The sequence below is a fragment of the Paraplanobispora siamensis genome (genome assembly GCF_016863175.1).
In the GTDB taxonomy this organism is placed as follows: Bacteria; Actinomycetota; Actinomycetes; order Streptosporangiales; family Streptosporangiaceae; genus Planobispora; species Planobispora siamensis.
In genome coordinates this window covers 43,407-56,099 of record NZ_BOOJ01000030.1, presented here as the reverse complement: position 1 = coordinate 56,099, position 12,693 = coordinate 43,407, and the positions used below count along the sequence as shown (strand labels likewise).

General features: G+C 72.9%; 10 protein-coding genes. 8 read left to right on the top strand and 2 right to left on the bottom strand.

All coding sequences use genetic code 11. The features are described 5' to 3' along the window. Window positions 1-91 precede the first annotated feature (91 nt). The 6 genes from Psi01_RS17715 to Psi01_RS17690 all read left to right on the top strand — a co-directional run bounded on the left by Psi01_RS17715 (window position 92) and on the right by Psi01_RS17690 (window position 6,853). Entirely contained in the window at window positions 92-1,327 is a 1,236-nt protein-coding gene (locus Psi01_RS17715; protein ID WP_204065136.1) for an acyl-CoA dehydrogenase family protein, read from the top strand. Window positions 1,328-1,332: 5 nt separating this feature from the next. Beyond that, on the top strand, window positions 1,333-2,163 hold the full coding sequence (locus Psi01_RS17710) for an SDR family oxidoreductase (protein ID WP_204065325.1): 831 nt from the start codon (window positions 1,333-1,335) through the stop codon (window positions 2,161-2,163). A gap of 380 nt (window positions 2,164-2,543) precedes the next feature. Beyond that, complete coding sequence (locus tag Psi01_RS17705) at window positions 2,544-2,744, top strand: hypothetical protein (RefSeq protein WP_204065135.1); 201 nt, start codon at window positions 2,544-2,546, stop codon at window positions 2,742-2,744. A gap of 1 nt (window position 2,745) precedes the next feature. After that, window positions 2,746-3,795: an NAD-dependent epimerase/dehydratase family protein gene (locus Psi01_RS17700; RefSeq protein WP_204065134.1), complete on the top strand. Its 1,050-nt coding sequence runs from the start codon at window positions 2,746-2,748 to the stop codon at window positions 3,793-3,795. A 41-nt stretch (window positions 3,796-3,836) separates the two neighbouring features. Then, window positions 3,837-5,066: a DegT/DnrJ/EryC1/StrS family aminotransferase gene (locus tag Psi01_RS17695; RefSeq protein WP_204065133.1), complete on the top strand. Its 1,230-nt coding sequence runs from the start codon at window positions 3,837-3,839 to the stop codon at window positions 5,064-5,066. Further along, the gene (locus Psi01_RS17690) at window positions 5,063-6,853 is read left to right on the top strand and encodes a glycosyltransferase (RefSeq protein ID WP_204065132.1); all 1,791 of its coding nucleotides are present in this window, start codon (window positions 5,063-5,065) and stop codon (window positions 6,851-6,853) included. Before Psi01_RS17695 ends, Psi01_RS17690 begins: the two co-directional genes overlap by 4 nt. Here the strand turns inward: Psi01_RS17690 and Psi01_RS17685 are convergent. Both Psi01_RS17685 and Psi01_RS17680 read right to left on the bottom strand, forming a co-directional pair. Next, window positions 6,812-8,965, bottom strand: coding sequence for a multicopper oxidase family protein (locus Psi01_RS17685; RefSeq protein WP_204065131.1), 2,154 nt, complete (start codon window positions 8,963-8,965; stop codon window positions 6,812-6,814). The two genes, Psi01_RS17690 and Psi01_RS17685, sit on opposite strands and share 42 nt — an antisense overlap. Beyond that, window positions 8,962-9,621 (bottom strand): DUF6220 domain-containing protein, encoded by a 660-nt coding sequence (locus Psi01_RS17680; protein ID WP_204065130.1) that lies wholly within the window; start codon window positions 9,619-9,621, stop codon window positions 8,962-8,964. Before Psi01_RS17680 ends, Psi01_RS17685 begins: the two co-directional genes overlap by 4 nt. Window positions 9,622-9,777: 156 nt before the next feature. On the opposite strand from Psi01_RS17680, the gene Psi01_RS17675 reads away from it, so the two are divergent. Next, entirely contained in the window at window positions 9,778-11,856 is a 2,079-nt protein-coding gene (locus Psi01_RS17675; protein ID WP_204065129.1) for a GAF domain-containing sensor histidine kinase, read from the top strand. Next, window positions 11,849-12,631: a response regulator transcription factor gene (locus Psi01_RS17670; RefSeq protein ID WP_204065128.1), complete on the top strand. Its 783-nt coding sequence runs from the start codon at window positions 11,849-11,851 to the stop codon at window positions 12,629-12,631. The genes Psi01_RS17675 and Psi01_RS17670 overlap by 8 nt, the downstream gene beginning before the upstream one ends. Window positions 12,632-12,693: the final 62 nt, after the last annotated feature.

Here is a 12,693-nt window from a genome sequence, read left to right as displayed (position 1 = left end):
CACGGACTTCCCGGCTCCCTGGCGAACCGACCGGTCGGTACGGTAGGAATGCAGTGACCGTTCGCCCGCGGGCCGTCCTGAAGGGGTTCCCATGGCCATCGACTTCACCCTCGCCCCCGAGCACGAAGAGATCCGCCGCCGCGTCCGGGCCTTCATCCAGGAGACCGTCATCCCGGCCGTCAAGGAATTCGACGACGAGGGGAAGGTCACCAGCCGGCAGGAGTACATCCACGCCATCCTGGAACTGCGCGGCAAGGCGCAGGCCGAGGGGCTGTGGCTGCCGCACATGCCCAAGGAGTGGGGCGGCATGGGGCTGGGCCACGTCGAGCTGGCCATGGTCCAGTCCGAGGCCGCCAAGACCCGGCTGGGACCGTGGATCCTCAACTGCGCGGCCCCCGACGAGGGCAACATGCACACGCTGCTGCACTGGGGGACCGACGAGCAGAAGGAGAAGTACCTCAGGCCGCTGCTCCAGGGCGTGAAGATGTCGTGCTTCGCCATGACCGAGCCCGAGGTCGCCGGCTCCGACCCCACGCTCATCCGCACGAACGCCGTCAAGGACGGCGACGAGTGGGTCATCAACGGCCACAAGTGGTTCATCTCCAACGCCCGCCGCGCGAGCTTCGCCATCCTGATCGCCAAGACCGAGTTCGACGTGCCCGAGGGCTCCCGCGGCGCCAACACCGCCTTCCTCGTCGACCTGCCGCAGGAGGGCTGGAACGACGTCCGCGAGGTCGAGACGATGCACGGCTCGACCGGCCACAGCGAGATCGTCATCACCGACCTGCGGGTGCCCGACAGCCAGATCCTGGGCGGGCGCGGCAACGGCCACCGGCTGGGCCAGTACCGCCTGGGCCCGGCCCGGCTGGCGCACTGCATGCGCTGGATCTCCCAGGCCGAGACGGCGCTCGACATGATGGTGGACCGGGCGCTCAACCGCTACAGCCACGGCTCGCTGCTGGCCGACAAGCAGGGCATCCAGTGGCTGATCGCCGACTCGGCCATGGAGCTGTACCAGTGCAAGCTCATGGTGCTGCACGCCGCCTCGAAGATCGACAAGGGTGAGGACTTCCGCACAGAGGTCTCGATGGCCAAGCACTTCGTGGCCAACAGCCTCAACCGGATCGTGGACCGGGCGATCCAGGTGCACGGCGCCCTGGGTTACTCCACCGACACCCCGCTGGCCCACATGTTCCAGCACGCCCGCTGGGCCCGCTTCGCGGACGGGGCCGACGAGATCCACCAGATGCGCATCGCCGAGCGCACGATCGCGGCCTACCAGGCCACGGGTTCGACCAACGCCGCCACGGGAGGGCTGCCGCTGTGAGCCGGATGGGAGACAGGTTCGCCGGAGAGGGCGCGGGACTGCTCAGCGGGGTGGGCGCGGGCGCGCCCGCGCAGGAGTCCTCCACCGTACGGAGCGATCAGCTGGAGGGCCGGGTCGCGCTGGTCACCGGGGGCGGCAACGGCATCGGCGCCGCGGTGGCCCGGCGGCTGGCCGCGGGCGGGGCCAGGCTCGTCCTCGCCGACGTCGACGACGCGGCGGGCAAGGAGGTCGCCGACGAGATCGGCGCGGTCTTCGTGCACTGCGACGTGTCGCGCCTGGAGGACAACAAGGCCGCGGTCGCCACCGCCGTCGAGCGGTACGGCCGGCTCGACCTGGCCTTCCTCAACGCCGGCATCTCCTCGGGCTGCGGCCTGCTGGAGGACTTCGACATCGAGCGCTACCGCCTGGCGATGGGCGTCAACCTCGACGGCGTCGTGTTCGGCGCGCACGCCGCGATCCCGGCGCTACGGGCCGCGGGCGGCGGGACGATCGTGGCGACCGCCAGCATGGCGGGCATCGTCGGCATCCCGTCCGACCCCATCTACGCCGCCAACAAGCACGCCGTCGTCGGGTTCGTGCGCTCGCTGGCCCAGGACCTCGCACCGCTGGGGGTCAAGGTCCAGGGACTGTGCCCGTCGTTCGCCGACACGGCGATCCTGGGCGAGGGCAAGGCGCTGCTGGAGCAGATCGGGTTCCCGATCCTGGAGGTCTCCGAGGTCGTGGACACCTTCTTCCGGCTTCTGGACAGCGAGGGCACCGGCGAGTGCTGGTTCGTCATCCCGGGACGGGAGAGCCAGCCCTTCGCCTTCCGCCGGGCCCCGGGCCCGCGCGCCTGACCCGGCCCGCCGGCCTTCGCGCGGCGCCGTCCGCGCCGGAGCCCCGCCCGGGGACGTGGGACCCGGGCGGGGCTCCGCTTTTCCGTGACGTCCCCGATTGCCGTAAAAACCCGGAAAAGGGGATTATCGTCCTCTTCCTGAGCCGTTGACAGGCGCCTTCGGAGGTAGCCATCCTCGAATGAGGCCTTTCCGTTCTCATAAACGTGGAGAACGTGACGACGAAAAGGCTCCGGCGCCCGGTCCGGAACGGCCCGGCACATCTTTTCCACGCCCCGTGTCCGGGGTGTCCGTCCGCACTCTGCACCCGCGCGCGCCGTACGGCGGCCCTGTCCCGATGTGCGGGTGGCCCCGTGACGGGGCGAGACGCACAGGAGGACGAAATGACCAGACCGGCGTTCCTCGAATCGTTCGACGACTTCCTCATCTCCCAGCTCCTGCCCGTCAAGGACGCGGCGAGGCTGACCAGCGAGGAGCTCGACGTCCTGAGGGCGAACGTGCGCAGCGAGATCCTCTTCTCGAACGAGGTGAGGGAGATCCTCCGGGCCAAGGCCCGGGAGGTCCTGACGGAACTCGGCAAGTGAGATGCACCGGCTGCGTGACCGGGCGGTCCTGGTCGCCGGCGGGGCGGGGTTCGTGGGATCCGCCCTGGTGCGTGAGCTCGCCGGGCACGGGGCGTTCGTGGTCAGCTACGACAATTACCTGCACGGGCGGCCGGAGAACCTCTCCGGGATATCCGGGGTGGTCTGCGTGCGGGGGGACACCCGCGACACGGAATCCCTCACGGGGATATTGGCCGACCATTCGGTGGAATACGTCTTCTGCTGCGCCGGCGACACCTTCGTCCCCACGTGCTACCGGCTTCCCGGACGCTTCGCCGAGATCAACATTCAGGGCACGCTGAGCGTGCTCCGCGCGGCGCGGGAAGTGAACGTGCGGCGGCTGCTCTATCTGTCCTCGACCGAGGTGTACGGCGAGTGCCGCATGCCCCGGGTCGACGAGTCGGCCCCGCTGAACCCGGTGAACACCTACGCGGTCACCAAGATGGCCGCCGACCGGCTGTGCCACACCTTCGCCCTCGAACACGGCCTGCCGGTCGTGATCGCCAGGCTGTTCAACTGCTACGGACCCCGGGAGAGCCATCCGTACGTGATCCCGGAGATCGTCTCCCAGCTGAGCCGCGGGCCCCGGGTGCGCCTGGGCAACACCCGGGCCCGCCGGGATTTGACCTACGTCCACGACACCGCCCGGGCGCTCGTGCGCCTCATGGAGTCCGCCGCCGCGGACGGCGAGGTCGTGAACGTGGGATCGGACACCGAGTACGAGGTCGAGTGGCTGACCCGGCTGCTGGCCCGGATCATGCGCGTCGAGGACCTCGTGATCGAGGTCGACGAACGCCGCTACCGGCGCCGCGACATCGACCGCTTCCGCTGCGACAACCGCCTGCTCCGCCGGCTCACGGGCTGGACCCCGCGGGTCGGCGTCGAGGAGGGCATGCGCAGGACGGTGGAGTGGTTCGAGGCCAACGGCGGGCGGTGGAGCTGGGAGGAGCCGGGCCGGGAGGAGACGGGCTACGGAGAGACGGCCGCGGACGCCCGCGAGCTCGCGGGGGTGGCCGGGACCGGGACGGACTGAGCCGCCCGGCGGCGGTCACGGGGACACACGGGGGCAGTGACATGCGAAGCGACATGTGGAGGCCGTATCCGCCCGAGCCGCAGCGGTGGGAGGAGGAAACGCGGGAGCCGTGCTCGCCGGAGGACGAGCCGGAGATCCCGGTGGCCCGTCCCCACATGTGGGGGGACGAGGCCGACAGGGTCGCCGATCTGGTCAGGCGGGGGTGGTTGTCCTCCCGCGCTCCCGTGGTGCGCGACTTCGAGGAGGGGTTCGCCGCGGCCGTCGGCGCGCGCCACGCGGTGGCGGCCAGCAGCGGCACCACGGCGCTGCACCTCGCGCTGAACGCGCTGCGGATCAGGGCCGGGGACGAGGTCATCGTGCCCGGCCTGTGCATGGCCGCGCCGGTGTTCGCGGTCATGCAGACGGGCGCCGTCCCCGTCCCGGCCGACGTCGACGAGACGTGGAACCTGGATCCGGGCCGCCTGGAGGAGAGGATCACCGAGCGCACCCGGGCCGTCATCGTCACCCACACCTACGGCCAACCGGCCGACATGGACCGGATCAAGGCGCTCTGCGACTGCTTCGGGCTGTCTCTGATCGAGGACGCCGCCGAGGCCCTCGGGGCGACGTACGGCGGGCGCCGGGCGGGCACGCTGGGCCGCGTCGGCTGCTTCAGCTTCTACGCCAACAAGACCATCACGACCGGGGAGGGGGGAATGCTCGTCACCGACGAGGGCGACCTGTGCGAGCGCGCCCGGTGGAAGCGCGACATGTGCTTCGGCGCCGGTGAGGAGGACCGCTTCGTCCACCGCGAGATGGGCTACAACTACCGGATGTCGGGCCTGCAGGCGGGCCTGGGGCTCGCGCAGCTGGCCCACCTCGACCGGGCGGTGCGCGCGAAGACCGAGATCGGCGGGTGGTACCGCCGGGAGCTGGCCGGCGTGCCGGGTCTCGGTCTCCCCGTCGTACGGCCGGGCACGCAGCACGCGTACTGGGTCTTCGGGATCGAGGTGGAGGAGGGGTTCCCGGTGTCGCGGCACCGCCTGCAGGCCGAGCTGCGCGCCGGGGGCGTCGGGACGCGCCGGTTCTTCGAGGCCGTCCACCGTCAGCCGTTCATGGGCCGGGCGGGTTCCGACGAGGAGTTCCCGGTCTCGTCCCGCCTGGCGGACCACGGGTTCTACCTGCCGTCCTACGCCGGGCTCCGCCGAGACCAGGTGCGCGAGATCGCCCGGCGGATCCGCGAGGCCGCCCTGCTCCCGGACGACCGGCCGCTGATCGGGGGACGCAGATGACCGAGCGGCTCACGCCGTACCCGGAGGCGGGGACGGAGACGGAGACGGGGGCGGCCGGGCAGCTCACGTCGTACCTGCGGCACCGGCCCAAGCTCCGCCTGGAGCGTCCGGTGAGCTGGGAGCACCACCGCGGCGGCTGGAAGGACGTGGTCGGCGCGATCGGCCGCGACCTGTGCGTGCCCGGCGGGGTGCGGATCCTCACCGCGGTGGAGGAGACGATGGCCTCCGGCGAGGTGATCCGTGAGCCGTGGGTCGGGTTCGTCCACGAGGCCCCCCGCCACCACCGGGCCTTCCCCGACCTCGAACGGCTGCTGCGGATGGACACCTGGAAGGCGAGCGTGCGCCGGTGCCTGGGCCTGTGGACGCTGTCGGAGTACCAGCGGGACTACCTGCGGGAGGCGGGCGTGGGGGTCCCGGTCTCGGTGCTGCGCTATCCGGTCGCCGCGGCGCCGCGGGAGTTCTCCTTCCGGAGGTTCGAGGAGGGCGTTCCCCGGAGCCTGCTGTTCGTCGGGGAGTACCTGCGGAACTTCCCCGACTTCTGGGAGCTGTCCGCGCCCGGGTACGACAAGACGCTGCTGCGCTGCCCGGACGTCGATCCCGCGGAGCTGGCCGGGCGGGGGGACCAGCCGGTGCGGGTGCTCGACCGGGTCCCCGACGACGAGTACGACCGCCTGCTCGCCGAGAGCGTGGTCTTCCTGTCCCTGGCCGACGCCGGGGCGAACACCACGATCGTCGAGTGCATGGCACGCGGGACGCCGGTGCTGGTCAACCCGGTGGGCGGGGTCCGCGAGTATCTCGGCGAGGGCTACCCGCTCTACTACGGCGACCTCGGCGAGGCCGCCGCCAAGCTCCAGGACCTCGACGCCATCGCCTCCGCCGTGTGCCATCTGCGCTGCCGGCCGGGTCCGGCCGGCATCCCGGAGTTCCTGACGGCGATGCAGAACACCGCGATCTACCGGAGCCTGCCCGTGCCGCGCGCCGCGCGCACGGAGTTCCGGGACTTCGACCTGACCGTCCTGATCTGCTCCTACCGGCGGGCCGGCGGCCTGCCGGAACTTCTGTCGCGCCTGGCCGCGCAGGACTGCGCGGCCAGGTTCGAGGTCATCGTCTGGAACAACGACGCCTCGGCCGCCCCCGAGGTGCAGGCCGCGTGCGACGGGCTCGGCGGCGCCCTGGACGTCAAGGTCGTCCATTCGAGTGAGAACTACTACTGCATCGTCAGGCTGGCGGCGGTTAGCCTGATGCGCAGCGGCCTGCTGCTCGTCTGCGACGACGACGTCCTGCCCGAGCGGGGATACGTCTCGCGGTTCCTGGAGGCCTACCACAGGTACGGCCCCGACGCCGTCGTGTGCGCCCGGGGGAACGTGTTCCGCCCGCAGGTCCTGGACGAGGAGAACCCCGAGTCGGCCTGGGAGTCGATGGACGGCATCGACTTCTACGACGAGCACGACGACGACCGCCCGGTGCACTACATGCACGCCGACAACTGCCTGCTGCCCCGGCACGTCCTGCGCAGGGCCCTGGAGTTCGACCTGGAGCGCTACGAGTTCGCGCTGGTCGACGACTACTGGCTGTCCTACGTCCTGTCGCACCGGCTGAAGGTGCCTCTGTGGAAGATCAAGGCCGACGGGGCGTTCTCCTTCACCGAGTCGGCCGACGACCCCCGGGTGGCCCTGTACCTGAGCGCCCCGGTCAGGGAGCAGGTGGTGAACTTCTACGTGCACCACATGCGCGACGGCTGGCCGTCATTCGGGGCGGTTGCCGGCCGTGCCGCCGACGCCGAATGACGTGCCGACGCCGTCGTAGGCGAAGTGCAGCACCATGCCCGCCACGGCGTGGGCGAGGTCGTGGCAGTGGGCGAGCCAGAGGCCGGGGTTGTCGGCGCGCAGCGCGACCTGCCACACCTCGCCGGGCTGTACGTCGAAGGTGTCCAGCCACAGCGGGCCGCCCTCCGGCGGCTTCCCGTCACGGGACAGGACGAGCACGTGGTGGCCGTGCGGATGCATGGGGTGGGTGTCGGCCCCCCGGTTGACCACGGTGAGGCGGACCAGCTCGCCCTCGCGCACCCGCAGCGGCGGCACGTGCGGGAAGACCTCGCCGTCGACGGTGTGGGCGTACTGCGGCACGCCGCCGACGAACCTGAACTGGCGGTCGAGCACCATCGTGTAGTCGCGGTCGAACGCCCCGGCCGGAACGGGCGCGCCGTAGTCGAGCGGGCCGAACTCCTCCGGCGGCGGGGCGGGGGTGCCGTAGGCGAGCGGATCGAACACCGGGGCGTCGCCGGACGCGACACCGGATGAGGCGGGCGGGGCCGTACCGGGTGCGGGGGCGGCGGTGCCCGGTGAGGCGGGCGGGGCCATGCCGGGCGGCAGCAGGGTCAGGCCCGTCCGCGGGGCTCCCGCGACGGAGAGCCGCACCGGCCGGCCGGGCATCGCGAAGGCGAGGTCGTAGCGGGACCCGGCGGGCACCCTGAGCACCACGCCGGACACCTCGGACGGCCCGGCCAGGTCGCGGCCGTCGATCGCCACCACCCGGAACGGGGTGCCGTCCAGTGACAACCGGTGCGGGACCGAGTCGGTGTTCACCAGCCGGAGGCGGACCGGGGTCCCCGCGGGGGTCTCGCGCGTGCCGGCCAGGTCGGTGGCGCCGAGCGTCGTGGCGCCGGCGAAGGTGTGCACGGGCAGGGTGAGGTCGAGACCGGCGGCGCCGTCCGCCGCGTCCGCCGCGGGCGGGCGGGGGAGGACGACGAGCGTGCCGAACAGTCCCCGCGGTACGGCCTCGGCCGGGTTCTGGTGGCTGTGGTACCAGTAGGTCCCCGGGACGTCGGCACGGAAGCGGTAGGTGAAGGCGCCGCCGGGCATGACGGCGTCCTGCGTCACGCCGGCCACCCCGTCCTCGCCGTTGGGCACGTCGTATCCGTGCCAGTGCAGGCTCACCCCGTCGGCGACGTCGGTGTTGCGCAGCCGGACCTCCACCAGGTCGCCCTCCGCGGCGGTCAGGGCCGGGCCGGGCAGGGAGCCGAAGGTCCAGGCGTCCAGGGTCCGTCCGGAGGGGAGCGTGACCCGCTCCTGGCGGGCGGTGAGGGTGAAGCGCCGGACCGGCCCCGCGGCGTCGGAGGGCGTGCGCAGCCCGGCCACGGACACGCCGTCCGGGTGCGTGCCGCCGTCCGGGTGGACACCGCCCGGCTGCGCGCCGTCCCCGTGGGCGCCGTCCCCGTGGGCACCCTCCCCGTGGGCACCGTGCGCGTGGCCGCTTTCGAGGTCGGAGGTGCGCAACCAGGCGGCACCCGCGGGGATCGCCACCGCGAGCACGCAGACCAGCCCGAGCGCCCCCACCGCGACGGGCCGGCCGTGCCCGCCGACCGTCAGCCGGGTGATCCCCGAGGCCGCCGCCACGAGGGTCACCAGGACGATCCCGGAGACCGGGGTCGCCGGGTAGCCCACGACCAGGGCGACGACGATGCCCGCCGCCGCGCCGTACCCGGTGGTGAGCAGGGCGGTCCGCACGGCCGGCGACGGTGACGGCGGGACGTGCCGCGCCGTCACCGTCGCGTGTTCCCGTACCGCCGTTCCCGCCGGTCGTGCGGCGTGCCCCCGCACCGCCGCGACCAGGAAGGGAACGGTGAGCGGCACCGCCACCAGGGCCGGGAGGACCACCAGCGGCAGCGCCAGCACCGCCTTCTCCTGCGCGAACCACCAGCCCTCGGCGGCCAGGGCCGCCACGACCGCGACCCGCCCCGCCGTCGCGAGGACGGCGAGGCCGGTCAGGGCCGCCCCGACGAGCACACCGCGCCGTCCGGCCCCCTCCCGCCGGACGGCCACGGTGATGCCCGCGCCCAGCCAGAGCCCGGCGACCAGGACGGTCAGGGCCAGGTCCAGGGCGAGAAGGGTGCGGATCATCGCTGGTCCGGGGAGGTCTGCGGAGGGTCCGCGGCGGCCTGGACGCGCTCCGGGAGCGGGACGACCCGGGACGCCTCAGACCCGTCCGGGAACGCTCCAGCCCTGTCCGGGGACGTCTCAGACCCGTCCGAGGACGCTTCAGCTCCGTCCGGGGACGGCTCCACGGGGGCCCCGGAGGCCCCGGAGACCTCGGCGGGCGCCGGGGCGAGGCCCGTCTCCGCGAGCGCCCGCGCCCGCCGTACCAGCAGGATGCAGACCCACAGGATCACGAGCCCGTTGACCGCGTGCAGGCCGAGGATGGCCTGGCCGACGACGTTCGTCTGCTCCTCGGACGACCCGGTGACGGCCGCCAGCAGGAACCAGACGATCTGCAGGACGATGAGGCCCAGGGGCAGGAGGGTGAACCCGATCAGGCGGCCGGGGGCCTTCGCGATCGCGGCCGTGATCGTCGCCAGGATGACCAGGAGCGGGATGGCGCCCGAGCCGTTGATGCGGTGCATGATGAACTGCGAGTCGTTCTCCGGCGTGGTGAAGACGCCGAACGCGGCGAAATAGAACTGGATCACGACCGCGCCCAGCAGGAGCACGCACAGGACGACGTACGCCTGGCGCGCGAACGAGGGCCGGGCCGGCCGTGCCGTTGAGGTGCCGGTCATGAGTGCCTCCGGTTTCTCGCTTTCCATGACCGACGCTAGGAAGCGGGAGGCGGGTGTTTAACCTGGTGAGCCCTCCGAGCGGGGTGGGGTTTTCCTCCAGGCGGACCCCAGGCGGGCCTCCTGGCAGGACCGGACCGCCGCGCGCACAATGGGCGCATGCGCGCTCTCTGCACGGTGCTCGCGGCAGTCGGCGGGTGCGCGATCGTGCTGGCCGTCGCACTCGCCCTGGCCACGGGCCGGGGCCACCCGTCCCTGGCCGGCTGGATCCTGGTGGGGCCGTTGCCCATGTACGCCGTGGGCCTGGTGGCCTTCCTGCGCCGGCCCGACAACCTGGTGGTGCGGTGGCTGCTCGTCAGCGGGGCCGCGTTCGCCATCGAGGTGTTCCTGGGCGACCTGGTGCTGGTCCTCATCGCCGACTGGCCGGCCGCGTGGGCCGTGGCGCTGGTCCGGCAGTGGGCGGGCCTGGTCAGCGTGCTGGCCGGGATCGGGTTCATCGGGCTCTTCCCGGTGGGCCGCGCGGAGCGCCCGTTCGAACGGTTCGTCATGTTGACCATGACGGCCCTGGTCGTGCTGGTCCCGTTGCTCAACGCGCTGTCCGCCCGCACCCTGGCGCTGGGGATGTACCCCGGCACGTATCCGGTCTTCCGCAGTCCCCTCTTCGTCGAGGCGCTGGCCGCCCTGGGGCCCGTCACCGTCGTGCTGTACCAGGGCTTCCCTCTGTGGATCATGATCAGCTTCCTGCTGCTGGGCGCGCGCTACCGGAGGGCGCCGTTCGACCAGCGCCGCAAGATCAGATGGCTGCTGTTCGGCAGCGCCGCCGCGGCCGTCTTCTGGATCCCGGAGCTCCTCGTCGTCTGGCTCGCCGGGGAGGACTCGCTCGCGCACGCGGTGGTCGACGCCGTCAGCTGGCCGATGACGATGATCATCATGCTCGGCGTGATGCTCGTGGCGCTGTTCCACGAGGGGGTCTTCGGCATCGACCGCCCCGCGCGGCGCACGCTCGTCTACCGCCTGCTGTGGTCGCTGATCACCCTGGTCTGCGTCGGCGTCGCCGCCGGCCTGGGCACCCTGGCCGCCCGGTACCTGCCGGCCGCCACCGCCGTGCTGCTGGCGATCGGCGTGATCCTCCTGCTCCAGCCGGTGCGCGGGCGGCTGGAACGGCTCGCCGACCGGTGGGTCTTCGGCGCCAGGCTCGACGGCTACCGGCTGCTCAGCCGGTTCGGCACGGCGCTGGAGAGGGCGCCGGGCCCGGCCGGGCTGCTGCGGGAACTGGCCGAGACCGTGCGCCGGGGGCTGAACCTGACCTGGGCCCGGGTACGGCTCGACCCGGACGTCGCCCAGGCCGGGGACGCGCAGGAGCCCGGCGCCGGTGAACGGGCGGACCCGGTGCTGGTGGTCCCCATCACCTACGGCGAGACGGTGCTGGGCGGCATCGAGTGCGGCCCCCGGAGGGACGGCCCGCTGCTGGAGGAGGACCGCCGCCTGCTGGGCTATCTCGCCGGTCAGGCGGCCTCCGCCCTGCGCACCATCCACCTCACCGCCGAGCTGTCCGCGCAGCTGCGGCTGATCCGGCGGCAGGCGGCCGAGCTGGCCGCCTCCCGTGAGCGGGTCTCCCAGGGCCAGGACGCCGAACGCCGCCGCATCCAGCGCGACCTGCACGACGGCGTGCAGCAGGAGGTGGTGGCCCTGACCGCCAAACTGGGACTGGTACGGCAGCGGCTGCGGCGCGGCGACGCGCGGGCCGAGCAGGACCTGGCCGACCTCCACCGGGACCTGGGCACGCTCCTGAACGACCTGCGCGAGTTCGCGTACACGATCCACCCTCCGGTCCTCAGCGACCAGGGGCTGCTGGAGGCGGTCGAGGCCCAGGCCGCCCGCCTGCCCGTGCTGATGGAGGTCAGGGCCGATCCGGCGCTGCGCGGCGCGCGCTTCCCCTCCCACATCGAGGCCACCGCCTGGTACGCGCTGGCCGAGGCCCTGTCCAACACGGTCAAGCACGCGGAGGCGAGCCGGGTGGAGGTCTCGCTCCGCCGGTTCGACCACCGGCTGGTGCTGGCGGTGCGGGACGACGGCCGGGGGTTCGACCCGGCGGCCTCCCGCGGGCTGGGCCTGACCGGGCTCGCCGACCGGCTGGACATCGCCGGCGGGACCCTGCGGGTGCACAGCGCCGAGGGCAGGGGCACCGAACTGTGCATGGAGATTCCCCTGCCCCGACTGGAGGACGAGGATGCCTGAACCGCTGCGGATCGTCATGGCCGAGGACAACTATCTCGTCCGGGAGGGCGCGCGGCGCCTGCTGGAGGACTCCGGCGAGGTCGTCGTCCAGGCCGCGGTCGGCTCCGCCCCCGAGCTGCTCGACGCGGTACGGCGGATGCGCCCCGAGGCCGTGCTGACCGACATCCGCATGCCGGTCGGCGGGGTCCCGGCGGGCCTGCCCGCCCACGACCCGGCCGCCGTCCCGAACGGCGGCCCGGCCGGCGGGGCCGCCCACGCGCCCGCCGGGGCCGACCGGAACGGCCGGGCGATGGAGGGCATCGACGCCGCCCACGCCATCAAGGCGGGCCATCCGGAGATCGGCGTGGTCATCCTGTCGCAGTACGTCGACGAGTCCTACGCCTTCGAGCTGTTCCGCGACGGCACCGCCGGGCTGGCCTACCTGCTCAAGGACCGCATCGGCGACCTCAACCGGCTGCTGGAGGCGCTGCGCGAGGTGACCCGCGGCGGATCGGTCATCGACCCCCAGGTGGTCGAGGCGCTCGTCGCCCGCCGCGTCAGGCTGCGCGAGTCACCCCTGACCCTGCTCACCGCCCGCGAGCTCGACGTCCTGCGGGAGATGGCCCAGGGCCGCGGCAACGCGGGCATCGCCGCCGAGCTGGCCCTGTCGGAGTCGTCCGTGGAGAAACACGTCAACGCCATCTTCGCCAAGCTCGGCCTCACCGCCGAGCCCCTGGTCCACCGGCGCGTCACGGCCGTGCTGACCTTCCTGCGCGAGACCGGCCTGCGCAGCTGAGCCGCGCAGGCCGGTCCGTACGGTTTTCCGGACTCCGACCGGGGCCCCGGCCGGGGGCGTTT

What these genes read in the sequence shown, in the direction of transcription:
- Psi01_RS17715 (WP_204065136.1), top strand. Translation starts at nt 92, where the DNA reads ATGGCCATCGACTTCACCCTCGCCCCCGAGCACGAAGAGATCCGCCGC.
- Psi01_RS17710 (WP_204065325.1), top strand. Translation starts at nt 1,333, where the DNA reads ATGGGAGACAGGTTCGCCGGAGAGGGCGCGGGACTGCTCAGCGGGGTG.
- Psi01_RS17705 (WP_204065135.1), top strand. Translation starts at nt 2,544, where the DNA reads ATGACCAGACCGGCGTTCCTCGAATCGTTCGACGACTTCCTCATCTCC.
- Psi01_RS17700 (WP_204065134.1), top strand. Translation starts at nt 2,746, where the DNA reads ATGCACCGGCTGCGTGACCGGGCGGTCCTGGTCGCCGGCGGGGCGGGG.
- Psi01_RS17695 (WP_204065133.1), top strand. Translation starts at nt 3,837, where the DNA reads ATGCGAAGCGACATGTGGAGGCCGTATCCGCCCGAGCCGCAGCGGTGG.
- Psi01_RS17690 (WP_204065132.1), top strand. Translation starts at nt 5,063, where the DNA reads ATGACCGAGCGGCTCACGCCGTACCCGGAGGCGGGGACGGAGACGGAG.
- Psi01_RS17685 (WP_204065131.1), bottom strand. Translation starts at nt 8,965, where the DNA reads ATGATCCGCACCCTTCTCGCCCTGGACCTGGCCCTGACCGTCCTGGTC.
- Psi01_RS17680 (WP_204065130.1), bottom strand. Translation starts at nt 9,621, where the DNA reads ATGACCGGCACCTCAACGGCACGGCCGGCCCGGCCCTCGTTCGCGCGC.
- Psi01_RS17675 (WP_204065129.1), top strand. Translation starts at nt 9,778, where the DNA reads ATGCGCGCTCTCTGCACGGTGCTCGCGGCAGTCGGCGGGTGCGCGATC.
- Psi01_RS17670 (WP_204065128.1), top strand. Translation starts at nt 11,849, where the DNA reads ATGCCTGAACCGCTGCGGATCGTCATGGCCGAGGACAACTATCTCGTC.